At 71.4% G+C, this 23,859-nt stretch carries 25 protein-coding genes; 10 read left to right on the forward strand and 15 right to left on the reverse strand.

Annotated features, from left to right (window positions below; genetic code table 11):
- The first annotated feature begins 113 nt into the window (after positions 1-113).
- Positions 114-833 carry a GNAT family N-acetyltransferase gene (locus ACIRPK_RS06975; protein ID WP_403034104.1) on the forward strand — a complete coding sequence of 240 codons (720 nt, stop codon included), beginning with the start codon at positions 114-116 and terminating at the stop codon, positions 831-833.
- A 476-nt stretch (positions 834-1,309) separates the two neighbouring features.
- Here the strand turns inward: ACIRPK_RS06975 and ACIRPK_RS06980 are convergent, their stop codons facing one another.
- Positions 1,310-1,801 (reverse strand): hypothetical protein, encoded by a 492-nt coding sequence (locus tag ACIRPK_RS06980; protein WP_403034107.1) that lies wholly within the window; start codon positions 1,799-1,801, stop codon positions 1,310-1,312.
- Positions 1,802-2,135: 334 nt separating this feature from the next.
- Positions 2,136-2,546 carry a VOC family protein gene (locus tag ACIRPK_RS06985; RefSeq protein ID WP_403034109.1) on the reverse strand — a complete coding sequence of 137 codons (411 nt, stop codon included), beginning with the start codon at positions 2,544-2,546 and terminating at the stop codon, positions 2,136-2,138.
- Positions 2,547-2,712: 166 nt separating this feature from the next.
- Between ACIRPK_RS06985 and ACIRPK_RS06990 the strand changes: the two genes are divergently transcribed.
- Positions 2,713-3,909 (forward strand): FAD-dependent oxidoreductase, encoded by a 1,197-nt coding sequence (locus ACIRPK_RS06990; RefSeq protein WP_403034112.1) that lies wholly within the window; start codon positions 2,713-2,715, stop codon positions 3,907-3,909.
- A gap of 288 nt (positions 3,910-4,197) precedes the next feature.
- On the opposite strand, the gene ACIRPK_RS06995 is transcribed toward ACIRPK_RS06990, so the two are convergent.
- The 5 genes from ACIRPK_RS06995 to ACIRPK_RS07015 form a co-directional block, all read right to left on the reverse strand.
- Entirely contained in the window at positions 4,198-5,670 is a 1,473-nt protein-coding gene (locus ACIRPK_RS06995) for a cytochrome P450 (RefSeq protein ID WP_403034114.1), read from the reverse strand.
- 66 nt (positions 5,671-5,736) lie between these two features.
- Positions 5,737-6,354 carry a GTP-binding protein gene (locus ACIRPK_RS07000; protein WP_403034116.1) on the reverse strand — a complete coding sequence of 206 codons (618 nt, stop codon included), beginning with the start codon at positions 6,352-6,354 and terminating at the stop codon, positions 5,737-5,739.
- Complete coding sequence (locus tag ACIRPK_RS07005; RefSeq protein WP_403034119.1) at positions 6,335-6,694, reverse strand: DUF742 domain-containing protein; 360 nt, start codon at positions 6,692-6,694, stop codon at positions 6,335-6,337. Before ACIRPK_RS07005 ends, ACIRPK_RS07000 begins: the two co-directional genes overlap by 20 nt.
- Positions 6,695-6,758: 64 nt before the next feature.
- A complete protein-coding gene (locus ACIRPK_RS07010) occupies positions 6,759-7,145 on the reverse strand; it encodes a roadblock/LC7 domain-containing protein (protein WP_403034499.1) in 387 nt (128 codons plus the stop codon).
- A 17-nt stretch (positions 7,146-7,162) separates the two neighbouring features.
- Positions 7,163-8,668, reverse strand: a complete 1,506-nt coding sequence (locus ACIRPK_RS07015) for an ATP-binding protein (RefSeq protein WP_403034501.1) — start codon at positions 8,666-8,668, stop codon at positions 7,163-7,165.
- Between the two features lie 418 nt (positions 8,669-9,086).
- Between ACIRPK_RS07015 and ACIRPK_RS07020 the strand changes: the two genes are divergently transcribed.
- Together ACIRPK_RS07020 and ACIRPK_RS07025 are read left to right on the forward strand one after the other, a co-directional pair.
- Positions 9,087-9,560, forward strand: a complete 474-nt coding sequence (locus ACIRPK_RS07020) for a hypothetical protein (protein ID WP_403034122.1) — start codon at positions 9,087-9,089, stop codon at positions 9,558-9,560.
- A gap of 98 nt (positions 9,561-9,658) precedes the next feature.
- The gene (locus ACIRPK_RS07025) at positions 9,659-10,273 is read left to right on the forward strand and encodes a hypothetical protein (protein ID WP_403034125.1); all 615 of its coding nucleotides are present in this window, start codon (positions 9,659-9,661) and stop codon (positions 10,271-10,273) included.
- A 169-nt stretch (positions 10,274-10,442) separates the two neighbouring features.
- Here the strand turns inward: ACIRPK_RS07025 and ACIRPK_RS07030 are convergent, their stop codons facing one another.
- Together ACIRPK_RS07030 and ACIRPK_RS07035 are read right to left on the reverse strand one after the other, a co-directional pair.
- Entirely contained in the window at positions 10,443-11,252 is an 810-nt protein-coding gene (locus ACIRPK_RS07030; protein ID WP_403034128.1) for a DUF998 domain-containing protein, read from the reverse strand.
- Complete coding sequence (locus ACIRPK_RS07035; RefSeq protein ID WP_403034130.1) at positions 11,249-12,106, reverse strand: alpha/beta fold hydrolase; 858 nt, start codon at positions 12,104-12,106, stop codon at positions 11,249-11,251. Before ACIRPK_RS07035 ends, ACIRPK_RS07030 begins: the two co-directional genes overlap by 4 nt.
- A 35-nt stretch (positions 12,107-12,141) precedes the next feature.
- Between ACIRPK_RS07035 and ACIRPK_RS07040 the strand changes: the two genes are divergently transcribed.
- Complete coding sequence (locus ACIRPK_RS07040; protein ID WP_403034133.1) at positions 12,142-12,759, forward strand: TetR/AcrR family transcriptional regulator; 618 nt, start codon at positions 12,142-12,144, stop codon at positions 12,757-12,759.
- 239 nt (positions 12,760-12,998) lie between these two features.
- Here the strand turns inward: ACIRPK_RS07040 and ACIRPK_RS07045 are convergent, their stop codons facing one another.
- The 5 genes from ACIRPK_RS07045 to ACIRPK_RS07065 form a co-directional block, all read right to left on the reverse strand.
- Complete coding sequence (locus ACIRPK_RS07045) at positions 12,999-14,396, reverse strand: copper resistance CopC/CopD family protein (protein ID WP_403034136.1); 1,398 nt, start codon at positions 14,394-14,396, stop codon at positions 12,999-13,001.
- On the reverse strand, positions 14,381-14,884 hold the full coding sequence (locus tag ACIRPK_RS07050) for a hypothetical protein (RefSeq protein WP_403034139.1): 504 nt from the start codon (positions 14,882-14,884) through the stop codon (positions 14,381-14,383). The genes ACIRPK_RS07045 and ACIRPK_RS07050 overlap by 16 nt, the downstream gene beginning before the upstream one ends.
- Before the next feature lie 135 nt (positions 14,885-15,019).
- Complete coding sequence (locus ACIRPK_RS07055; protein WP_403034142.1) at positions 15,020-15,733, reverse strand: hypothetical protein; 714 nt, start codon at positions 15,731-15,733, stop codon at positions 15,020-15,022.
- 459 nt (positions 15,734-16,192) lie between these two features.
- The gene (locus ACIRPK_RS07060; RefSeq protein ID WP_403034145.1) at positions 16,193-16,780 is read right to left on the reverse strand and encodes an HD family hydrolase; all 588 of its coding nucleotides are present in this window, start codon (positions 16,778-16,780) and stop codon (positions 16,193-16,195) included.
- A gap of 20 nt (positions 16,781-16,800) precedes the next feature.
- On the reverse strand, positions 16,801-17,883 hold the full coding sequence (locus tag ACIRPK_RS07065; RefSeq protein ID WP_403034148.1) for a helix-turn-helix domain-containing protein: 1,083 nt from the start codon (positions 17,881-17,883) through the stop codon (positions 16,801-16,803).
- A 174-nt stretch (positions 17,884-18,057) separates the two neighbouring features.
- On the opposite strand from ACIRPK_RS07065, the gene rfbB reads away from it, so the two are divergent.
- From rfbB to ACIRPK_RS07085, 4 genes are read left to right on the forward strand one after another with little or no spacing between them, the layout of a single operon-like run.
- Positions 18,058-19,044, forward strand: a complete 987-nt coding sequence (rfbB, locus tag ACIRPK_RS07070) for a dTDP-glucose 4,6-dehydratase (RefSeq protein ID WP_403034150.1) — start codon at positions 18,058-18,060, stop codon at positions 19,042-19,044.
- 2 nt (positions 19,045-19,046) lie between these two features.
- Positions 19,047-20,051: an ATP-grasp domain-containing protein gene (locus ACIRPK_RS07075; RefSeq protein ID WP_403034153.1), complete on the forward strand. Its 1,005-nt coding sequence runs from the start codon at positions 19,047-19,049 to the stop codon at positions 20,049-20,051.
- Entirely contained in the window at positions 20,048-21,193 is a 1,146-nt protein-coding gene (locus tag ACIRPK_RS07080; protein WP_403034156.1) for a DegT/DnrJ/EryC1/StrS family aminotransferase, read from the forward strand. The genes ACIRPK_RS07075 and ACIRPK_RS07080 overlap by 4 nt, the downstream gene beginning before the upstream one ends.
- Positions 21,190-21,627 carry a low molecular weight phosphotyrosine protein phosphatase gene (locus tag ACIRPK_RS07085; protein WP_403034159.1) on the forward strand — a complete coding sequence of 146 codons (438 nt, stop codon included), beginning with the start codon at positions 21,190-21,192 and terminating at the stop codon, positions 21,625-21,627. Before ACIRPK_RS07080 ends, ACIRPK_RS07085 begins: the two co-directional genes overlap by 4 nt.
- 69 nt (positions 21,628-21,696) lie before the next feature.
- Here the strand turns inward: ACIRPK_RS07085 and ACIRPK_RS07090 are convergent, their stop codons facing one another.
- The gene (locus ACIRPK_RS07090; RefSeq protein WP_403034162.1) at positions 21,697-22,920 is read right to left on the reverse strand and encodes a UDP-N-acetylglucosamine--N-acetylmuramyl-(pentapeptide) pyrophosphoryl-undecaprenol N-acetylglucosamine transferase; all 1,224 of its coding nucleotides are present in this window, start codon (positions 22,918-22,920) and stop codon (positions 21,697-21,699) included.
- 305 nt (positions 22,921-23,225) lie between these two features.
- Between ACIRPK_RS07090 and ACIRPK_RS07095 the strand changes: the two genes are divergently transcribed.
- Complete coding sequence (locus ACIRPK_RS07095) at positions 23,226-23,840, forward strand: GNAT family N-acetyltransferase (protein ID WP_403034164.1); 615 nt, start codon at positions 23,226-23,228, stop codon at positions 23,838-23,840.
- Positions 23,841-23,859: the final 19 nt, after the last annotated feature.

Genomic DNA, 23,859 nt, shown 5'->3' on the forward strand with positions numbered 1-23,859 from the left:
CGGTTCCAAGACGTCGAGACCGACCGGGCCGACAATGGGTGCCTGACCGCCGTGAAGATCCTCGACCGCGGGGTCTGACCTCCGCACCACTGCCCCAGGAGCGCCAAGTGCCCGTGCGTCGCAACGAATTCGACCAGCCCGTCGGCGATCCGCTGCCCGGCTGGTCGCCCCGGCCCCGGCCCGCCGCCGTCACACTGAAGGGCGACCGCTGCCGGCTGGAGCCGCTGGACCCGGAGCGGCACGCGGCCGAGCTCCACGCGGCCTACCGCAGCGGGGCGGACGAGCGGGACTGGACGTACATGTACGCCGGACCGTTCGAGTCGGCGGCGGAGTACTACCGCTACGCCGAAGCGGCGGCAGCCGGCACCGACCCGCGGCACTACGCCGTGATCGACCTCGCCGCCGGGACGGCGGTCGGCACCCTCTCGCTGATGCGCCAGGACCCGGAGCACGGGGTGGTCGAGATCGGCAACGTGATGTTCTCCCCGCTGATGAAGCGCCGTCCGATCTCGACCGAGGCGCAGTACCTGGCCATGCGGTACGTCTTCGAGGACCTCGGGTACCGGCGCTACGAGTGGAAGTGCGACAGCCTCAACGGCCCGTCCCGCACGACGGCCGAACGCCTGGGGTTCACCTTCGAGGGGATCTTCCGGCAGGCCCTGGTGTACAAGGGCCGCAACCGGGACACCGCCTGGTTCTCCGTCACCGACGGCGAGTGGCCCGCCGTCCGGCGCGGTTTCGAGGCCTGGCTCGCGCCCGAGAACTTCGACGACCGGGCACGTCAGCGCCACTCCCTGGCCGACCTGCGCGCGGCCCGGCCGACGGCTCCCTGACGGACGGCCGACCCGGTCCCGCGCGGGGCGCCGAGGGCAAGTGTCGGTCAGCGGGGTCGGCACGGGCACGCCGCCGCAGTCAAAAGTCCACGGCCTTCCCAAACCGACTGTCTCCACCGCTCCTGACGGTCCGTCAATACCTACGGCAGCGTTCGCCATCGGGCCTTCAGGCCGTTCGGCGGGGCGGAGCCCGACGTCGGCAGGTCCCACGACACGGCCGGATCCGCCGGAGTCTCGTCATGGCGGCCGCCGCGGGTCGGGCGACATGGTCGACGCCTGCCCCAGCCGCCGCACCGAGTCGTCGTCGTCACGTTCCCCGGCGTCGAACTGCTGGACGTCACCGGACCGGGGTGAGCCGGTCCCGATCCGGGCGCCGACCACCGACGGCGGGCAGTGCACGGATCCGGCCCTGACCAGGGTGCGAAGGCGGGGTCGTGGGTGGCCTCGCGTACGTCGAGGGCCACCAACCCCCACCGCTACTCCCGGAGGGCGTCGGCGGGGATCCAGGACGGCTCGCCGAGATGGCCGCCCTCGGCCACGAAGGCCAGGACGGCGGCGGCGAAGGCGGCCGGTGGCTGGTAGCCGTGTGCGGTGACGTAGTGCCAGATCATCTGGGGCGCCGCGTAGACGACGCCGTCATCACCGGGGACACGGATCTCGTGACAGCCCAGCGCCCCGCTCCGGACGGCCTCGTCCCAGGTATCCGGCTCCCGGTAGGGGTTCGTGTCGCAGAGCCCGCAGGCGTGCATCCCGCGCATCACGTTGAACCGCTGGTGGTCGACCACCGCGCGAAGGGCGGCCGCGAACACCTCGTCGACCGGACCCGGCTCACACCTGTCGCCCAGCCAGCCCACGTTGAGGCGTGGGCCGGCCGGCACGTACGACACGTACCCGTCCGCCACCGAGAGGGTCTCCTCGTCGTCGTCCTCAAGGTAGGTGTACGGGCTCAGGTCATCGAAATGGGTCATGCAGGCATGGGTACCAGTCCATGCGCCGCCCCGTCACGACGATTTCGGCCGGCGGCTGCCCGGCCCCACCCACTGTGCGGTCGGCGCATCCGGCCCGGCCTGCTCCCCGGTGGACCGGTCCGACGACGCCGGCCGGAACCTGGTGCCGGGCACGGCGCCAGGGCCTGTCGTCGAACTCCCGTCGTCGCCCGAAGGGCGGCCCTGCGGCGTCCGGTGCGTGCTCTCGGCGTGCCGGACGGGAGCACTCGTACTGGGGTCGTACCTGGGCTTTCGTCCGGTGCGGCGAGAGCACGCACCAGACGCCGTGGGGCAGGCGGAAGTTCGACGACCGGCCCTAGGCGCGCGAGGGCCAGGTCGGACCCTCGTCGGTCCAGACGACACCCTTGTTGCGGCACAGGCAGAACGGGTGACCGATCGGGTCGCTGTAGACCCGCCAGCCGTACCCCTCGGGACCCACGGAGTCCTGGAGCAGCGTCGCACCGAGTGCCAGCAGGCGGCGCTGCTCGGACTCGATGTCGTCCACCTCGAAGTCGAGGTGGAACTGCTTGGGGTGCTCACCGTCGGGCCACTGCGGGGCGCGGTAGTCGTCCACCCGGATGAAGGCCAACTCGATCTCGCCGAACTGGATACCGGCCCAGAAGTCGTCGCTGCTCTTCTTGACCGGACGACCCGTCACTTCGGCGTAGAAGGCCGCCAGCTCCATGGTGTCCGGGCAGTCGATGATGAAGTCGGTGAGTCGCAACATGCCGTGATCTTGCCACACGGCCGGATCGGACGGCCCGGGAGGTGCCCTCCGTACCGGTACCGTCCCGGCGATCCTGCTGCCCACTCTCCCGGACCGCCCGATCCGGCCGGAAAGCTCTGCGAGGATGGACCGGTCGGCGACAGGACGGGCACGAAGGGGGCGGCACATGGCGCGGGTTGTGGTCATCGGAGGAGGCATCGCCGGTACGGCGGCGGCGTTGGCGCTGCACAAGGCCGGGCACCAGCCCGTCGTCCACGAGGCGCACCCGGACACCGGTGAGGACATCGGCGCCTTCATGACCCTGGCCAGCAACGGCATGCGCGCCCTGGCCGGGTTCGACGCGGCGCGGGCCGTCGCCGGGGTCGGCTTCGAAGTCACCGGCATGAGCGTCCTCGACGCGACCGGGGTCGAACTGGCCGCCGTACCGCTCGGCGAGTCCGACCGGCCGCTGGCCCGCTACCGCTGCCTGCGCCGGGCCGAACTCGGCGCCGTACTCCAGACCGAGGTCGACCGTCGCGGGATCGCCCTGCGGCACGCCGCGAGGCTCACCTCGGTCACCGAGACCGACAGCGCGGTCACCGCGCACTTCGCCGACGGCAGCACGGCCACCGGCGACCTGCTGGTCGGCGCCGACGGCCTGCACTCGACGGTGCGGACCTGGCTCGACCCGTCCGGCCCCGGCCCCGAGTACGCGGGCCAGCGCGTCTTCTACGGCTACAGCACCGCCGCACCGCCGCCCGCCTCCGGCCCCGACCTGATCACCATGGTCCGCGGCAGCGAGGTCGCCTTCGGCTACCTGGTCTCGCCCGCCGGCCAGACCTTCTGGTTCGCCCGCGTCCCCGGCCCGCCCGTCGACGCCGACGACCGGGCCAGGACCACCCCCGCCCAGTGGCGTGACCGGCTCGAACCGCTCCTGCGCCCGGACCGCACCCCCTGCGCCGACATCGTCGCCGGAACGGGCGACGACCTCCTGGTCACCAACGCCCTCCACCTGCCGTCGGGCACCCGCTGGCGCAGCCGGCGCGTGGTGCTGATCGGCGACGCCGCCCACGCCGCCTCCCCCGCGACCGGTCAGGGCGCCTCGATGGCCCTCGAGGACGCCCTCGTCCTCGCCAAGGCCCTCCGCGACGCCCCGACGCTCGACACCGCACTCGCCCGCTACGAACACCACCGCCGTCCCCGTACCGAACAGAACATCGCCACCAGCGCCCGCCTCACCGCGAGCCGACCCCCGACCGGCAGCCGGTCCCAGGACGCGGCCCCGCCCCGGGACTCCGAGCGCCCCGCGAACCAGCCCGACGAGCAGCTGGTACGTCTGCTGGACTGGGACACGCCGCTCCCGGAGGCGGCTCACGATGCCTGAGCCCGTGGGCCGGAGCCGTTCGCCGGACACTCCCTCAGGCCAATGACTCTGCCGACCCGCCTGCCGTCCTTGTTGATACTTGTCCGATCTATTCGAGTGCCTGGACGGCGCGGAGCCCAACCCCGCGCCGCCCTCGCTCACCCCCGGCAATCGGAGCCGCACCACGTCCGCACAGCAGCCGCCCGCCGACCTCGGCAGGCGCCTGACCTGGCCGTGGTTGCCGGCCGTGGCGTTCGTCCACCTCGTGATTCCTGACGATTCATCGGATCAGATGAGCCCGCCCCGGGGTCAGGGCCGGAACCGGTCGATCAGGACGCTCCACCAGCTGCGGCGCTGCGGCGGTACCGTCACCGTGGCGGTCGCACCGACCGGCGGAGCGGTCGGCCACCCGGGCTGGGCGAAGGGCACTGCGGGTGCCACCGTCGGCGGTGGCGGTGTCGTGATGACGGCACCCGCCCCGGCCACCGCTCCCCCGGCGGGCTTGGCCCGTGGGGTGAAACGCACCGGGAGCTCGACCAGGTGCCGGGAGAGCCAGGCCGAGGTCCAGGTCAACTCGTCCTCGGAGATGGCGAGTTGCAGGTCCGGCAGTCGGGTGAGCAGGATGTCGATGCCGGTCTCGGCGATGGCCCGGCCCATGTCCTGGCCGGGGCACTCGTGCGGACCGCCGCCGAACGCCAGGTGGGCACGGTTGCCGTGCAGCGGCTTCGACAGGTCGGGCCGGACGACCGGGTCGACGTTGCCGGCCGCGAGACCGAGCAGGAGCATGTCGCCGGTCTTGATCTGCTGCCCGCCGAGCTCGGTGTCGCCGGTGGCCCAGCGGCCCGCGACCAGCGACATCGGCGCGGAGTCCCAGAGCACCTGGTCCAGCGCGTCGGGCAGGGTCATGTGACCCCCTGAAAGGTGGGCGCGGAACCGGCGGTCGGTGAGCACCATCTTCAGCGTGTCGGCGATCAGGTTGACGGTCGTCTCGTTCGCCGCGAGCAGCACCACCCGCAGGTGCTCCAGCACCTCGTCGTCGGTGAGCCCCGCCTCGTGCTGCATCAGCCACGACACCAGGTCGGCGCCGGGCGCCACCCGCTTGCGGTCCATCATCCGGCGCAGCGTCGCCACCACGTAGTCGTTGCTCGCGATGGCCGTCTCGGTGCCCTTCATCAAGTCCCGTGCGGCCTCGACGAGTCGGGGCCCGTACTCCTCGGGCATCCCGACCACGTGGGTCATCACCAGCATCGGCAGGTGCTCGGCGAACTGGGCCACCAGCTCGGCCTGGCCGGCCGGGCCGAAGTCCTGGATCAGCTGGTCGGCGAAGCGGGTGACGTACCGGCGGATCCCGCGCCGGTCGACCCGGTTCAGGCCGTCGGTGACCGCCCCGCGCAGGCGCTTGTGCTCCGCTCCGTCCGCGAACACGCAGAGCGGCTGCCAGGCGATCACCGGCATCAGCGGGGAGTCCGGGGTGACCCGGCCCTCCTGGAACGCCGTCCAGCGGCGGGAGTCCCGGGAGAACCGGGAGGGCGTCCGCATGGCGGTGAGGTTCGCGGAGTGACCGAGGATCAGCCAGGCCGGCAGGTCGCCGTGCAGCAGGACGGGCGCCACCTCGCCGTGCTCGGCGCGCAGTTTCTCGTACAGGGCCGCCGGGTCGGCCTCGGCCTCCGGCCCGTACAGCCGCCGCAGGCCGTCGGCGCCGAGCCCGTGGGTGCCGAGCCCGTGGGCGGGGCAGCCGGGCGGCGGGGTGAGGGAGGCATCGTCACGGAACGGGGTGGTCACGGTATCTCCGGGGGTGTCATGAGGCGGTCGTCGTGAGGTCGGTGCGCAGGAGCCGTCGCGGGACGGTCACCGCGCGGACGGGGCCGAGAGGTCGTACAGGTAGCGCATCAGCGCCATCAGGACGTCGCGGCTCGATTCGCGGGTCCGGGCGTCGCACCTGACGATCGGCACCTCGGGGGGCAGGTCGAGGGCGGCCCGCAGTTCCTCGGTCGGGTAGGTCGGCGACTCGGCGAAGGTGTTGGCCGCGACGACGAACGGCACGCCGCTGTCCTCCAGCCGCCCGATCACGTCGAAGCTGACCTCCAGGCGGCGGGTGTCGACCAGCACGACCGCGCCGAGGGCGCCCTCGAACAGGCCGTTCCAGAGGAACCAGAACCGCTCCTGCCCAGGGGTGCCGAACACGTACAGCACCAGTTCGTCGTTGATGCTGATCCGGCCGAAGTCCATCGCCACCGTGGTGGAGGTCTTGCGCTCGACCCCCGCGAGGTCGTCGACGCCCGCGCCGGCCTGCGTCATCGTCTCCTCGGTGGTCAGCGGCCGGATCTCGCTCACGGAGCCGACCAGGGTGGTCTTGCCGACGCCGAAGCCGCCCACGATCACCACCTTGACCGCCATGGCGGCCGAGGCCGGGAGCAGATCCGCGTGCTGCGGCCCCCATTCGGTCTCAGAGCTTCTGAAGTCCATGTATCACCGCCTCCAGCAGGGCTTGGTCGGGAAGGATCGCTTTCGGGACGGAGGCCCGGGCCTCGATCCGTTTCTCGCTGAGCAGGTCCGCCAGCAGCACGGTGACCACGCTGATCGGCAGCCGCAGGTGGGCGGAGATCTCGGCCACCGACAGCGGCGAGCCGCAGATCCGCAGGATCGCCGCGTGCTCCGGCTGCATCGTGGGCGTCGGCTCCGAACGCGCGACGATCAGGGTGACCAGGTCGAACGTGGTCTGCTCGACCCGACCGCTGCGACCGCGCGTGATCACGTAGAGCCGCTCGGGGCTGCCCTCGTGCCAGTCCTGGCCCGTGGCGCTCATCCGGTGTCCTCCGGGCGGTCGCCGTCCGGTTCGCCCACTGCGCGCCCGCCACCGGTCCGCTCGCTCATCCGACCTGCTCACTGGCGCGCGGCGGAGTGCTGAGGTGCTCGCCGATCCGGGCGACCAGGTCGCGCATCCGCTGGCCCATCAGCCCGGCGTCCACGCCCTCGTCGGCCAGCACCGCGAGGTAGGCCCGGGCGCCCGCCGCCATCAGGTAGAAGAAGCCGCCGCCCATCTCGATCACCACCAGCCGCATCCGGCCGTCCCCGTGCGGGAACTCGTGTCCCACCGCGGCGGCCAGGCTCTGCAGACCCGCACAGGCGGCGGAGAGGCGGTCGGCGGTGTCGGTGTCGGTGCCGTACTGGGCCATCCGCAGACCGTCGGCGGAGAGCACGACGACGTGCCGGGCGTGCGGGACGCCGTCCGCCAGCTCCTTGAGCATCCAGTCCATGTTGTTCCGTTGCTGGGTCACCGTTCGCCCTTCCCTGCCGACTCTTCGTCGGCCTGGTCGGCCGCGCCCGTGGACGGCGCGTTGCCGTTCACGCCCTCGTGGAACGCGGCCAGCCACATGCCGGGCTGCGCCGGGGCCTGCTGCGCTCCGGTGTCCTCGCGGGCGCCGGGCCAGGCCGGCGCGGCGTGGCGGCGGCGCTGCGGCAGGCCGTTCGGGAGCTGCTCGCCGCCCGCCGTCGTCCCGTCCCCGGTCGGGTCCCCGAGGGCGGGTACCGTCCGCGACCCCCCCGGCCGCTGACCACCCGTCGGCTGCGGAACGGCGGCCGGGGCCGGCCGGGGGCCGGAGGCGGAGCCGATGCCGTGCGCCCGGCCGGTCGCGGGCGCCGTGGTGATCAGCTCCTGCGGCACGATCAGCACCGCGCGCACGCCGCCGTAGGCGGAGGGGCGCAGCGAGACCTGGAAGCCGTACTCCTGCGCGAGGCGCCCGACCACGGCGAGGCCGAGCCGGGGGGTCTCGCCCAGGTCGTTGAGGTCGATCCCGGCCTGCGCCTCCTCGAGCATCCGCTCGGCGCGGGCCCGGCCCTCCTCGCTCAGGCTCAGACCGCCGTCCTCGATCTCGATCGCGATGCCGGTCTGCACCTCGACCGCGGTCAGGTGCACGTTGGTGTGCGGCGGCGAGTACCGGGTGGCGTTGTCCAACAGCTCGGCCAGCGCGTGGATCAGCGGCTCGGCGGCCGGGCCGACCACGGCGACCTCGGAGACCGGGTGCAGTTCCACCCGCTGGTAGTCCAGGATTCGCGAAATGCCGCCGCGCAGCACGCTGTACAGCGGTACCGCCCTGCTCCACTGCCGGCCGGGGCGGGCGCCGCCGAGGACGGCGATGCTGTCCGCGAGCCGGCCGACCAGGGCGTTGCCGTGGTCCAGTCGCAGTAGGTCGTCGAAGACCGCCGGATTGGTCCCGTGCCGGTCCTCCATCTCGCGCAGGTCCTGGGCCTGCCGGTGCACGATCGCTTGCACCCGGCGGGCGATGTTCACGAACGCCCGCTGGGCCGACTCGCGCAGCCCCTCCTCCGCGTCGACCGCCTCCAGCACCGTGCGCAGGACCGCCTGCCGGGCGGCGTGGAACTCCGGTCCGGCAACGCCGTCGTGGGACTCGTACGCCTTCAGCACGTCCCCGGTGAACTCGCCGCGCTGCAACCGGGCGACCGTCTCGGGCAGGGTGACCCTGGCCAGCCGGACGGTCTCGGCCTCCTGCCGGGCGAGCCGACGCCGCAGCTCGCTCTCCTGCCGGTCGTACCGCTCGCCCAGGGCCACCAGCCTGCGCCCCCGGCGCACCGCCTCGGCGGCCACCACGGCCACCGCCGCCGTGCCCACCACCCCGCACCAGACGACTCCCGCCCGGGCATCGGCGGACGTCAGCGACACGGCGGCGACAGCGGCGGCCGTCGACACGACCGCGGGCAGGAGCCACCCGAGAACGGGCGCGGAGCGCCGACCTCCGAGTGATGATCCAGCACGAAGCATCAGCATCCTCAAACGATCGAAAGAGTACGGACGGGCGGCCGGTGAACGCCTCCGGCCAGGCCGGAGCTGGTAGAACCGCCTTCGGAATTTCCCTGACGAAACCTCAACAACCCTGCACAGCAGCCGATCTGACGCCTTCCCGCCGAATCTCCCGGGCCGCCCCGCACCCCGGCGCGAGCCCTCCGGCGGCAGAGCTCCCACCCCACCCACCGGCCCGCTGTCGGCACCACCCTTTCGCTGCCCGGGCCCGCATCGCCGACGTTCAGGGCCGGTTCGCCCATGAGGGGGATCCATCGGACAAGCCGCCCCTCGGCACGGAGGGTCCGTGCTATGGCGCGATCCCCGGTCAGGCTCCGGACGGCAGCGGTTCGGGGTCCGCAACCGGGCCTCCGTATCCTTCGGCGCGGAGGTGAGTGTTGTGGAGATCACGGTCCAATGGATCCGAACGTCCTGGACGAAGCAGTCCCGGGGCGGGGACGCAGCTGCTCGCAGGAATGCCGCCCCGATCGGCCTTGCCGTTCCGCTGGGCTGGGCTTCGTCCGTGCATACGGTCCGGATGCACGAAGGAGACGACTTCGAGCCGCACGAGAGCCCGGAGCAGCTCCGCAGCGCCAACATCAGCCTTCGCGAGACCGAGGGGCGTCTGCGCGTGCGTCCCCGGGTGGAGCCCTTGTTCGGCCTGCCACCGCGACCTCGTAGACCTCCGGCCGTGCGTCTCCACCCGGCCCAGTGGGTGCGGTGGCAACTGAACTACCGCTTCAGCAGCGCGGCGGGGGTTCGGGACTGGTCGTACTGGCTCGACACGTTCAACGTCGCCTACGGCCCGGCCGGCGCCGACCTGTTCCTGTCGGCGCCGACCGTGTTCGTCGATGAGCGCGGAGCCGTGCGGTAGGTCGACCGCGTTGCCTTCAACCGCACCTGAGGTTCCAGGTTCTTCGTACGATCCACGCAGGGGTTCAGGTCTTGAGGTACGCAGGAGGAGAGCTCGCCATGACGGCCCACCAGACGTCCGAGACCGAGCTCGCGGGGCAGCCCGCCGCAGGCTGGACCGGTGTCACCTGGACGCTGATCCACCGCGACACCCTCCGGTCCCTGGCCGCCGACTCGTACGGTGACTTCGTGCGCCGCTCCCAGGAAGCCAACCGGATGGCCAACAGCTTCCACCGAGCCGCTCGCGCTGCTGCCCGTCGTGATCTGCCACTGCTCGCCGCCAGCAACATGACGGCCCGTCAGGCGGCCCGAGTTCTCGCCCACCGGCTCATCAAGGACCACCAGCTCAACCACGTCGTCTACCGAACCGGTGCGCAGGTCCCGGTCCGGGCTTGGGCAGAAGCCGCCACCCTCGCCAAGCCGGCCGTGGCCTGCAACTCGGGCACCCTGAACCGGGCCCGCGAAGACGGCATTCAGTACCTTGAAGTCTTCGACGGGCCCGGTTGCGGCTGGACCAGCCACCGCGACCTCGACAGGGCCGGCCGCACCCTGCGCACCGTGGACGAGGCCGCCGGGAAGGGGCCGATCTCTCACCCGCGATGCAGGAGGACGTTCGGGCCTCGCCCTGACCTCTGTCCTGACGAGATGCCCGTCATCGCAGGCGGCGCACCATGACCGCGTAGAGCGGAGCATCTTCGAACGGCCGGTGCTCGCCGACCTTCCTGTACGCCCACTGCTCCGCGCAGAGCCGGACGGCGTCCGCGCACCACTCGTTCGTCGAACCGGGGTGATCCACCTCGGGGCTCGCTCCCGCAGTCGGACCGCCGGGACGCGGTGCGTTCCGTCACGGTGCGGGCCGGCTCGCCGGTGCCGGTGAGGGCTCGTCAGGTGCGGGCGGCAGTATGGTCCGGGGCCGGCGAAGTACTCGTACGGCCAGCGTGACCGTCCAGACGGCGGCGAGCAGGCCGATCGCCCGTTGCGCGTAACCGCTGCCGTCGTGGCCGTTGAGCGCCAGGTAGGCCATCACGAGGAGGAGCTGCACCGAGCCGACCGCCTGGGAGGCCAGGGCGAATCCGGCCCAGCCGGGGAGGTGGCGGAACGCCATCGTCAGGACCAGGGGCGCCATCGCGAGCAGCAGCACGGTGACACCGCCGATCTCGTGGATCGTGCCCTGCCAGGAGGCGGTCCGGTGGGCGAGGTCGCAGCCGTCGGCCGCCCGGCAGTCGAGCCGGAAGAGCGTGTCGAGGAGGTTGCCCAGGCCCAGTCCGGACAGGGCCAGCAGCCAGGCGCCGACTCGGCCCGCACGGCCGTCGCGGACCAGGAAGCGCAGTGCGACCAGGGCGAACACCACTGTTGCGCCGCCGCCGAGGGCCTGTCCGGTGAGCACGACCCAGGGATGCTGGGCGGTCAGCGCTCCCAGGTCGCTGATGTCGTCGCGCCCCGGGTCGTACCGTCCGTCCTGCACCGCCTGGCCGATGCCCCAGCCGAGGGTGAACACCACGGGGCCGACCACTCCGAGCAGGGCGGCGAGGCGGCGGAGTCGTACCGAGATCACTTCGTCGACGTGCATGTGGCCTCCGATGGTGGCAGTTTCGGCGGACTTGACGGTCGTCGGGTGCGGGTGGCGGGTGTGCCGGATCTGACCGGTCGTCATGCCGTGGTGAACCGCAGGATGCGGTCGGTCACCAGCTCCGGTCGGTCCATCGGGAGTGCGTGTCCCGCGTCGGGCACGATCTCGACCAGGGTGTCGGGCGCGCGGTCGGCGAGACGGTCCGCGACCTGCCGGGCGTCGTGCAGGGCGCTGCGGGCGCCGAGGAGGAACTGCGCGGGTGTGCGCAGCCGGTGCAGGTCGTGGTCGGTGAACAGGGTGGCCGGGGGCAGTCGGCGCCGGAAGGCGGCGGACGGCAGTGCCAGGCTCATCAGTTCGTGCTCCAGGACGGTGTGGTTGGTGACCAGGCGGGCCAGGCGCGGACGCAGCAGGCGGGGGGCGAGTCCGGCGAGGGCACCGGTGATCATCCAGCGGTAGAACCGCGGGCCGGGGTCGGCGAAGCCGGCCGGGTCGAGCAGGGTGAGGGAGGAGATCCGGTCCGGCGTGTCGATCGCGTGGTTGAGGGCGAGCCAACCCCCGTAGGAGCAGCCGACGACGTGCGCGGACGTGACGTCGAGGGCGGTCAGGAGCTGGTCGAGCCAGGCGGCGCCGTCGTGGCCGTCGCGGATGGGTGCCTGCTGCACGCTCGCGCCCGGCTCGCCGATCGGGTCGACGGTGATCACCTCGTGGTGGGCGCCGAGAGCGGGTACGTACCGGTGCCACATCAGGGAGTTGCCGCCTGCCCCGGGCAGCAGCACGATCGGGCTGCCGCTGCCGCTGCGGTACACCCGGGTGGTGCCGAACGCGGTGGGGGCGTCGACCGCCGTACGCGGCCCGGGCCACAGTCGGTCGAGCACAGTGTCGTAGGCACTGAGGAATCTGAGCCTGGCAGCGTCGTTCCTGAACTGACCCATCGTCATGATACAGTCGTATCACGACTTGGAGATGACGGACAATGCCCCCACGTGTCGACCACGAGCAGCGCCGGGACCAGATCGCGCAGGCACTGCTGCGGATCGCGGACTCCCAGGGACTCCAGGCGGCGAGCATGCGCGCCGTCGCAGCGGAGGCCGGGGTGTCACTGCGCCTGGTCCAGTACTACTTCCACACCAAGGACGAGCTGCTGATGGACGCCCTGACGCGTCTCGGCGCACAGCTCCAGGCCCGCATGCAGCAGTGGATCGCCGCTGCCGGCACCCCGCCGACGCCGCGCGGTGTCGTGACCGCGATCCTGTCGAGCATCCTGCCCACGGACCCGGACAGCCGCCGGATCACCCGCACGTACGCCGCGTACTACACGCTCGTCCTGGGTGACCCGAAGCTGGTCGAACAGCACGGCACCCCGCAACCCGACCTGCTCGAAGGGTTCCTCGCCAAACAGATCCGTGCCGCGCAGCAGGACGGGGCGGTCAGTGTCAGTCGCAACCCGGAATGGACGGCCGCCGGGCTGCTCGCGCTGACCAACGGCCTGGGCTCCAGCGTCCTCGGCGGGCAACGGACCGGCGATGCGGCTCTCGCCATCCTCGCCCACCACCTCGACGAACTGTTCCAGCGGTCAGCGGACACCGGGTAGCGTCAGCCGGGCCGCCCGGACGAGGTGACGGCGCTGCCGTCACGAAGTCGCCGGCTGAGCTTCCCCTGCGATCCGCAGGTCGACCTCGGCGACGCCCAGAGCCCGATCGACGTCGTCCAGCATGAACCCGGCCTGCGGCGGACCCGGCTAAGGATGTCGCCGAGTTGGCCGTACTCCCGGCCGTCGGCCCCCTGCCTGACCGACCCGCAGTCCACCCGTGCGGACGTCGGATCACCGGCTCAGGACCGCGCTTGGGCGGTCGTCGCGTGGGCGTGCGGTCCGGTCGAGGTCGTGCGAGCCGGTGGGGTGCCGATCAGCAGGACCGTGGCGACCAACAGGGCTGCGATGCCGACGAGTTCGAGGACGACGATGCGGCGCAGGACGCGCCTGTCGCCCACCGTCCTGCGGGCCAGGCGGCCCCGGCCGACGGCAGCGACGGCGATCACCACGGCGAGGGTTCCGGTCTTGATCAGCAGGAGTCTGCCGTAGGCGGTGCCGGTGAGCTCGCCGAAACCGCTCACCTCGCGGAACGCCTGGTAGAGGCCGGTGCCGGCGACGACCGCCACCGCGATCAGGGCGAGCCGCGAGAACCGCGTGGCGGTGGCCCGCCGTTCACCGTCCGCGTCAGCCCCGCTGCTGCCCAACAGCAGGACCATCCCGAACAGGCCGCCCGCCCAGACGGCCATCGCCGTCAGGTGCACGGTGGTCGACAGCACCGCCAGCGGCTGCCAACTCCCGGTCGACGCGTGGCTGGTCGCACTCCAGGTGGTGCCGAGGACCAGGGCGAGTACGGCGGCGGGGCCAGCCCCCCAAGGCCGTCGGAGCAGCGCCTCGCCGACCGCCGCGACCACGGCCAGCAGCAGGATGCGGGCCACCAGGGCGTACCCCTCGCGGGTCTCCAGCGTCGCGCTCAGGAGAGCACGGTCGAACACCTTGGTGACGGGGTGGCCCTGACCGGCCGGGCCGTGGACGAACAGCTGGGCCACGGTCGCCGTGAGCAGGACACCCCACCCGAGCGAACGGGGCCACCGAGCGCCCTCGGGCTCCACGGCTCCGGTGGCGGCCACCGGTTGCCTTGGGCGGCAGAACCGTAGCGCTGCACCGCCGACCAGCAGGGCCAGTCCCGCCAGACCGAGCCAGACCGTGGTGTCCAGCACCGCGTCCGTGACGGCGTCGTGGGCCGGCCGGGGAACCGCCGCAGCGGGATGGCCCTGGGAACCGACCGAGAAGGTGAGCGTGCCGGTCGTGGTGTGGCCGTCGGCGGCGGTCGTGGCACGCCAGACCAGCACGTAGGTGCCCGGGTGGGCGTCGGGGGCGAGGGCGGTGGTGAGCCGCTCGCTCTCGGCCGGCGCGTCCTGCGCGGGGCCGGTGTCGGCCCGCTGCCCGTCCGGGCCGGTCACCCGCACCGAGCTGAGTGCCGACGTGACCTGGTCCGAGAAGACCAGCACCACCTGCTGCGGCACCGCCGCGAGCACGGCGCCGTTGGCGGGCGAGGAGGAGAGCAGGTCCGCGTGGGCCGAGGCCGGCAGCCCCAGGGCCAGCAGCGCGCCGAAGGTCAGCATCCCGAGAGCGAGCAGCCGTCGCACCGAGCGCCACAGCGCGGTGGGCGGGAGGCCGGTGATCAGTGCGCCTGGCATCCGCCCGCCACCTTCCGTCGCTCGATCAGCGCGTCCGGGCCGAGCCGGTAGTCGACCAGCGCTTCCGGGTCGGGGACGAAGCGCCATCGGCCCGACTCGTGGACGAGCGTGTTGCTGCCACTGGCCTCGCCCCGCCGCCAGCCGATCCGTACGGTGTTCTGGTCCACCTTGGTACTGCGGTCGATCACGTACGGAATACCCAGTGCCGAGGGGCACTCGGTGTTGAGGCGGGTGAAGTCGGCCTGGGAGATGGCCTGTTGGGCGCTCTCGCTCCAGAGGCTCCACGCCTGGGCCCAGCCACTGCCGGCGAGCAGGCCGAACTCCTGGGTGGCGACCGCCTCCGCCTGGAGCGTCTGGGGCTGGGGAGGCGAGGACGGCGTACCGGGTGTGCTGGGGCCGGCGGTGCTCGCGCACCCGGCCGCGACCGCGGCGAGGGCCACGACCGTGAACCCGACCACGGCGCGTGGGTTCGCTGTGCGGTACGGCAAGGTCCGCTCCGTTCATGGGCGATGCGGCTGACTGAGGGCCGGCGGGCTGCGGAGACCTGGTGGGGGAACTGGACTCCCGCGGCGCGCGCCGGAGCGACACGCGTCGCGGGAGTGGTCAACGGGGCCCGTCCGCTGTCAGTTGGTCAGCCGGTTGGTGCCGTAACGCTTGATCAGGGCCTCGTTGCCGGCCAGGTCGAGATCGGCCGTGAACTTGAGCGAGTCGCGGATCTGGTTGAGCGTGATCGCCGAGTTCGGGAGGACACCCAGCGAGTAGGTGAAGGACTTCCCGGGTGCGACCTGACGCTGTGCCAGCGGCACGTCGTGGAAGTCGATCCGGGCGATGTAGAAGGAGACGCCGTTGCCGCGCGGCACCTCCAGGTAGTCCTGCTGGGGGTGGCCGTACTGCTGGGTGGCGGTGTAGCCGTGGTTGTCCGAGCCCGAGGGCGCCTGGAAGACCAGCACGGCGCAGTCCGTCGAGAGCACCTGCGAGGAGGTGTTGGTGAACACGAACTGGTAGTTGCCGTACCACTGGTTGCCGCTGAAGGTGACGTACTGCGACAGCGCCACATTGCTGGTGAACTGCGTGGTCGCCGTCTCGGTCAGGACCGGGTTGGTCCCGCTGATCGGGTGGTTGACGCCGTTGGCGCAGCGCTCCAGCGGCTTGTTGTACTCCGAGGCCTGCCCGGTGGGCACCGCCTGGGTGAAGACCGCGGGGCCGGAGCTGACCGCAGTGGTGGTGTTGGCGTCCGCCTGGGCCGCGGGGCCGCCGGCGAAGGCGGCGATCCCGGTGAGCAGCAGAACGGTGGCGAGGCTTGCTCCCAAGCCCCGCTTGGTGGACTTCGCGTCCATGATGAAGGTCCCTTCGATCGCGAACGAGCCACGACGGCGGGTACCGCGTGACCGGTGGGGGTGCCGCGAGTGCAGTAGTTCTGGCCACCAGGAGGCGCCCGCAGACGCGCCGCCTCGGCTTCGCTCTGGGGTGAGCGTGGGCGGCGCCCGCCGGGCGCTTCATCGAAGGCTGTCCTACTTGGCAGTCGTACGGTGGCACTCACCCACACCCGCGTCAAGGGTCTAGTCCAATCGGTCTAGACCCTTAAGGAAGCCCAAAGGCGCCCCTAAGGCTGGTAGTTGGCGACTCGCCCCCTCCCCCGCCGAGTCCGCCCAAGACCTACGGGTCAGTCCGGAGCGGAAAGCGGTCCTTACTCACCCAAGGACGGGCCCGGAACCTCGCAAGATCGGCGGGCAAGGACGTCAGTTCATCCGCAGCACAGCCCGCGCCCGGAGCAAGGACAAGCAGCGCCCACCGACTCAGGCCCCGGCGTGCTGCCAGTCGGTCGGGGCAAGGCGCAGTGCGGCGTCAGCGATCCGCTGGGCGGCTGCGGTGGTGAGCGCGGCGCGACACCGGTCGATCTTGCCCTGAACCGCCGGGACACCCCCGGCCCGATACTCCAGGGCTCGCAGCAGGCAGTCGAGCTTGTCGGCGTCCCGAGCGCAGCGCGCCTCGCGGGTCGCACCGTCCTCGAACTCGGCGATGGCGTCGGCGAAGAGGCTCCGGACAGCCGGGTGGGCACCCGCAGTCTGATCGACGATCACCTTCCGGGGATCAGTGGCGGTGACGTATTGCCTGGTAAGGGGCGTGAGATCGCCGGTGCGTGCCTCGGGGACGTCGTGGAGGGTGCAGAGGAGGGTGGTGCGGGCGGGGTCGGCGCCCTCAAGCGCGGCGAGAGCCGCGCCGACAAGCGCGGTGCGGTGGCTGTGTTCGGCGACGGTCTCCGCGGCAGACAAGGGGATCCCGTCCTGGCGCCATCCGGTACGGGGAAGTCCGCGCAGTGTGCCGGCTTCGAACATCAGATGGGCGATGGCTGTCGCCTCCGCATCGACAAGGTGGTGCTCCACGTGATCCTCCTGGGTGGCCGTCAGTTCACCTTTCGACGGTAGTGCACCTGGTCCAGGTCCAGTCGGGACGTTGCGGAGATCAGAGCTCCGTCGTGGAGTTCAGCCGCGAAGGCTTCGAATGCCTTTGCGGCTTCTGGTGCTGCGTGCGGCAGCCACGGGTTCAGGCGCAGCAGGGTGCTGATCGAGTGGACGTACAGATCAACCGTGCCGGGAGCGAGATGGAAGGACTGGACCAGGGCACGGAAAAGGCGGGTCGAGTCCCAGTCTGCGGGGGCGGGATGGTGCATGAAGGTGTCGTCGGTCCGGTCAGCCGGCATCGCGCCCAGCCAGAGCGCCCAGTACGCCAGATTCGCGAGCTCACCATGTTCGTCGTCAACAAGAGCAGTGGAGATGAAGTGCTGCAGCTGGTCCGGGTCGCCCTGCCGGGCAGCGACGGTCGCGACAGTGCGGGCTTGGATGGCGTGGCGGTTGTAGCCTCGTCGGCCCAGCGCGGGCCGCATGCCGCGCAGCGCCTGTTTCGCCCAGGCCCCGGCGTCCGGAGCGTCGTCGTACGATGCGAGATAGAGAGCCTGACGGTGCAGCAGTTCGGAGCGCTCAGCCGCGGTTTCTCGCTCTGCGATGTGCCGCAGGTTGCTGAAGAAGCGGGTGCGGTCAGCTGCGGACAGCAACGGGGCCGGGCGAGCCGGACCGCGTCGGCGTCGGGAGGCGTGGTCGGCCAGGAACGGAGGTGGCGTACCGTGTAGCGCCCATGCGACCAGGAGCGCCGAGTTCCGGGGCTGGACCCAGCCGGCCAAGGGGTGGCGCGACGGTTCCTCGGGTGGTTCGAGGATCGCGGCAAGGATGCGGTCGGCGTCCATTCCGGCGTCGGTGTGTGCGAGCAGTACCGGGTCTGCGCCGAGCACGGCGAGGCGGCGGCGCAGGTCCAGGCTTTCAGCAGCGCGGATGTTGGTCAGCGGACGACGCCCGGACTCCCAGCCCTGAACAGTGCCGACGTCGATACGCAGGGCCTCGGCGAGCGCGTCCTGGGTGAGCGGGATGCTCTCGCGGGCCAGCCGCAGCAGGTAGCCGGAGACGATGCCAACCGACGGCACTTTTACGGGCATGGGCACCTCCTTCCAGTAAAGCGGTGAAACCCGGACTGCTGGTGAGTGTTTCCCAACAGGTCTTCTCCCTAGCGTAGTTGCACACGGGAGGCGCCGCTGGACATCGGTGCGGCAGGGAGACCTGCCCCCCAGCAGACGCTTCAACGATCGTCTGCACGGAAGGGGATTGGATTCATGTCGAAGGTTCTGGTGACTGGTGGGGCCGGGTTCATCGGCTCGCACTTCGTCGAGCGGCTGCTACGCCGGGCGGACGTCGAACAGGTGACGGTGCTCGACGCCCTCACCTACGCGGGCAACCTCGCCAATCTGAAGGCCGCGCAGGCCTCGGGCCGCTTCAAGTTCGTCCACGGCAACATCCTCGACACCCGCCTGGTCGGGAAGCTGGTCGAGAGCCACGACGCCGTGGTGCACTTCGCCGCTGAGTCGCATGTTGACCGGTCGCTCTTTGACGCCGGTCGGTTCATCGCAACCAATGTGCACGGCACCCAGATCCTGCTGGAGGCCGCGCGTCGTAGTGGAGTGTCCCGGTTCGTCAACGTCTCCACCGACGAGGTGTACGGGTCGCTGGCGTCGGGCACCGCAACCGAGCAGTGGCCCCTCGCGCCGAGCATCCCCTATGCCGCGTCCAAGGCAGCCGGCGACCTCATCGCCCGGTCGTATTTCGAGACGTACGGGGTGCCGGTGTGCATCACCCGCTCGTCCAACAACTACGGGCCCCGCCAGTACCCGGAAAAGGTGATCCCCTACTTCGTCAGCAGGCTGCTACAGGGTCGGGCATTGAGGGTCCACGGTGACGGCAGGCACTTGCGGAACTGGCTGCACGTCGAGGACAACTGCGCCGGCATCGAGCTGGTGCTGAACCAGGGTGTCCCGGGCGAGGTCTACAACATCGGCGGCGGGCACGACCTGACGACCAACGAGCTCGCTGACCTGCTTCTGCGCATGCTGGGCGCGGACAGTTCGATGGTGGAGCATGTGCCGGACCGGATCGCCAACGACCGCCGGTACGCGATGGACTGGTCGAAGATCGCACACCTCGGATACCGACCCACCCACGACCTCGAATACAGCCTGGCCTCCACCATCGCCTGGTACCGCTCCAACCCCGCTTTCTGGCAGCACACACCAGTGTCCGGCGACGTCGCCGCGCTGGGATGCTGACCATGACCACAGCGAACGCGCAGCGGCGGATCGTCGTAACCGGTGTCGGGGCCAGCCCCGGCTTCGACCTCGCGCGCAGTCTCCAGCGCCTGGGCCACCACGTCATCGTTACCGACGCCCAGCCACTCGCATCCGGCCTGCTCCTCCCCGACACCACGCCGCGCGTCACCCCACGCGCGGACGACCCCCGCTACCCCGCCGCCATGCTGGAGCTCTGCAGGGAGACCCACGCGGACGCCCTGATCGTCGGCATCGAACCCGATCTCCTACCTGCCTTGCGCATGCGCCGCACCCTCGCCACCGCCGGCGTCCGCGTGTGGCTGCCCTCCGCGAACTCCGTCCAGGCTTGCCTCGACAAGGCCTCCTTCCAGCGTGTGCTGGCAGAGCACGAAGTGCCGACCCCGCGCAGCTGGCTGCCCGATCAGCTCGACCAGGTCCCCACCGGACTGGAGCTGGTGGTCAAGCCCCGCCGCGGCCACGGTGCGCAGAACGTGCACTTCCCGACCACCCCCGAGCAGGCCCGGGTGCTGTGCGAACTTGTCCCTGAGCCGCTGGTCCAGGAGCGTTTGCACGGCGAGGAGTTCACAGCGGACTGCCTGGTCGACAGGGCCGGGACGGCATCGGTGGTACTCCGCCGACGCAGCCTCGTGAAGGCCGGGTTGGCCGCCGTGTCGGTGACCTTCCACGACGAGCAGGTCGCCGAACTGGTCCGTCGCACCCTGGCGGTGGTCGGCGCGGCTGGGCTGTGCTGCGTCCAGGGCTTCGTGACCGATCGCGGATCCGAGCCGGTGGTGATCACCGAGGTCAACGTCCGCGTCGCCGGCGGCTTCGCCTTGACGGAGGCCGCGGGCGCGGACCTGGTCGGGCAGTGCGTGAATGGATTGTTCGGTCTGCCCGTCAACCATGACCGGCTCGCCTACCGATCCGGGGTGTTCCTCACCAAGTACACCGAAACGCTCGCCATCGGCGACGTCACCACCCACCGCGCCTTCCAGGAGCAGGCATGACCCTCGCCCCCGTCGCCGCAGCCAGTCCCGGGGCCGAGCGCAACGCCGCCCCCTACCTGTACGGGACCGAACTCGGAGCCTTGGCCGAGGTGCTGGCCACCGGCCACTACGGGCACACAGCCGTCACCGAGGCCTTCGAACGGCAGGTCGCCGACTTCCTGGGTGTCCCCGATGTGGTGGCGGTGTGCTCCGGCACCGCGGCGCTGCACATCGCGCTGATCGCCGCAGGCGTGGGCCCCGGCCACGAGGTGCTGGTGCCGTCGATGACGTTCTGCGCCTCTGTGCAAGCCATCCTCGCCACTGGAGCCGAGCCCCGGTTCCTGGACGTCAACCCGGCCACCATGTGCACCACCCCCGACCTCGTCAACGAGGCGCTCACCGAGCGCACCGCCGCAGTGATGCCTGTGCACTTCGGCGGCCGGAACACCGACTTGGCACCGCTCGAGAGGCTGCTCTCCAATCGCGGGATCACCGTGGTGGAGGACGCCGCCCACGCCTTTGGCTCCCACGACAACGGCGGCCGACCGATCGGTGCGGTGGGCCGCCTCACCTGCTTCTCCTTCGGCCCGATCAAAAACCTCACTTGCGGTCAGGGGGGCGCCATAGTCCCCCGCTCCCCGAACGAGGCCGCGCGGCTGCGGGCACTGCGGATGCTCGGCGTGGCCGGGCCCTCTGCCGATCGCGCCGCCACCACTTACGAGGTGACCGCAACAGGTTTCCGCTACCAGATGTCCTCCCTGAACGCAGCGATCGGCACCGCCCAGCTCGCCCGCTTCGAGGAGACCGCCATAGCCCGCCGGACCCTCTGGCGCGCCTACCGCGAGGCACTGTCCGGAATCCCCGGCGTCGAACTGGTCGACATGGACGTGAGCCGCTCCGTCCCACACCTGTGCATCGTCAGGATCCCCGACCGCGACCGAGTGTGGGTCCAGATGCGCAGCGCGGGCATCGGCGTCGGCGTCCACTACCCACCCAACCACCTCCAGCCCGCATTCTCACGCTGGGCCCGGTCGCTGCCGGCCACCGAACGCCTCGCGAGGCACATCCTCACCCTGCCGTTCCACCAGCACCTGACCGTGGACGACATCCACCACACTGCGGCCGCGCTGCGCCGAGCTCTGTCGACCGGGGACCTACGATGACGCCAACCCCCAAGGCTCCTCGGCGCATTCTCGTCGTCTGCCTGGGCAACTACTGCCGCAGCCCGCTCGCCGAGCACGTCCTGGCCGAACTCGGCGGCAGTGCGGTCGAGGTCCGGTCCGCCGGATTGATCGACAAGTGGGCGGGGGCCCACCCCGAGATGGTCGCCGCTGCGGCTGCTCTCGGCTTCGACCTCACCCGGCACCGCCCAGCCCAGGTCTCTCGCGAGCTGATCGACTGGGCCGACCTTGTCCTCGCCATGGATCTCTCTGTCCTGGACCGGCTCCGAGGCTTCGTTGCCCCCGATGGGAACACCAAGGTGCGCCTGTACCTCGACCACGGCCGCGACGTCCCCGACCCGATGGGCCACTCCGCCAAGGAGTTCGCCGCCTGTGCCCTGATCATCAACACGGGCGCCGCGTACCACCTGCGTTGACGCCACGTCGGATGGCCTCGGTCTCCGCCTCATCGAATCGAGGGGACGGAGACCGAGGCCGTTACGGGTTCAACGACCGGCAGCTGCCGCGAGCAGGACGTCGACCAGGCGCTCCGCCGCGTCAGGGCGTCCGTGCTCCCGGGCCCGGGCCGCCATCGCCTCTCGCCGCACCGGATCCTCCAGCAACGGGATCAGTGCCGTCCGCAGGTCCTCCGGCGCGGTGTCGCCGAGCAGGGCGACCGCGGCCCCCGCCTGCTGGAGGTGGGAGGCGTTGTGGGCCTGTTCGTTGCCGGCCGATGACGCCAACGGGATGAACACCGCGGCCTTTCCCAGCGCGGTCAGCTCCGCGAGCGTGCCCGCCCCGCTGCGGCTGACCACCACGTCCGCCAGCGCCAACACGTCCGGCAATTCGGCACCCAGGTAGCCGGTCAGCAGATAACGGCCCGCCAGGTCCGGCGGCAGCGCCGCGGCCTGTCCGCGCAGGCCCACCTCGTTCGCCGGACCGCACTGGTGGACGACGTTGGCGTGTTCCAGCAGCCAGGGCAGGATCTTCGACACCAGGCCGTTGATCTGCGCCGAGCCCTGCGCTCCACCGGTGACGTACACCGTCGGCAGCGACCGCTCGAACCCGTACAGGCCCAAGGCGGCCACGGCCTTGTCCGCCCACCCCGTCAGCACCGCCGACCGCACCGGATTCCCCGTCACCGTGGCGTTGCGCCGCGCGGACTCCGGCAACAGCGGCAGAGTCGACTCCGAGGACACCGCCACCCGCGTCGCCGCGCGGGCCAGGACCTTGTTCGCCAGCCCGAGGCGGACGGTCTGCTCGTGCACCACCAGCGGCACCCCGCACGAGCGGGCCGCCAGCCCCACCGGCACCGCCACGTACCCGCCCGTGGCCAGCACCACGTCCGGTTGGAAGTCCGAAATGATCGTGCGGGCCTGCGCGGCGCCGAGCGGGACGCGCCCCATGTCCTTCACGTTCGCGGGCGAGATCATCTTCAGCGGGTTGCTCGACCTGCGGACCTTACCGGTGGCCACCGCCTTGAACGCGATGCCCTCGCTCGGGGCGACGCGCGCCTCCAACCCCTCGGCCGTACCGACCCACAGGACCTCCACGGCTCGCCCGGCCGACGCCAGGCGGACCTGCAGCGCGCGAACCGCCGTCAGCGCCGGATAGGTGTGCCCACCGGTACCGCCACCTGTCACAACCAGCCGGAACGGTCCACCACGACCCACGAGAACCACAACCCCACTCCTACACGATCGCCGCACGACCGACCACTGACGATCCATCAGCCTACGACGGAAAGCGACACCGCCCGCCGCCGCGCAGCCCCCAGCACCGCGGCGTGCGTGACGACCGTCACCACCCCCCAACCCCTCCGGCAGTCCCACCCGGAACCTCCACGCCGATCGCCGAGAGCGCTACCAAGGGGTAGCCCGGGTGTGATCCGCTCCCCCCGGGCGCTCCGTATGCTGACGAATGATCAGCCGGTCCGGGCAAGTCGCACGACGGGTGCGAAGGTTGGGGCTACCGGTGGGTAGGGGCGCGCCGAGCCGGGTTGATTGACCGGCTCTGAAGTGCTTCGATATCGCACATGGGGAGGAACCGGGGCGCCACCTGCTCGCTGAGCTCGGTGGAAGCGCTCTCAGATCTGCGGGACGGCGAGCTGCTGATCCGCAGGCCCGAGGAGCGCGACGCCGAGACGCTGCTGGCCGGGTCACGCGATCCGCTGGTGCGCGAGTTCATGCAGGGCGTGCTGCTCCACCCGGACCAGGCGTCCGCCGTCCGCTGGATCACCGAGGTCGCCCCCAGGCTCTGGGCCGCCGACCGGGCCGCGTACTTCGCGGTGGGCCGGACGGACGACCCCGCCCCGGGGGCCGAGGGCGGGCCCGCGATCGGGCTGGCCGAGCTGGTGGACCTGCGACCGGCGGAGGGCGCGGCCGAGATCTCGATCTGGCTGCTGCCCGAGCACCGGCGGATGCGTACGGCGGCCTCCGCGATGCGGCTGGTCTGCCGGTTCGGCTTCGAGGAGTTGGGGCTGCGCCGGATCGACGCCTACGCGGCCGCCGAGAACATGGGGGTGCAGGTGGTCGGGGCCTCCATAGGCTTCCGGCGGGCCGGCTTCCGTCCCGCACTGTTCCGCAGCTCCCGCACCCTGGAGCTGCACGATGCCGTGTACGCGACCCTGGTCCCCGAGGACCTCTGCTGATCCTCGGGCACCACGGGAC

The organism is Kitasatospora sp. NPDC101801 (assembly GCF_044766665.1).
In the GTDB taxonomy this organism is placed as follows: Bacteria; Actinomycetota; Actinomycetes; order Streptomycetales; family Streptomycetaceae; genus Kitasatospora.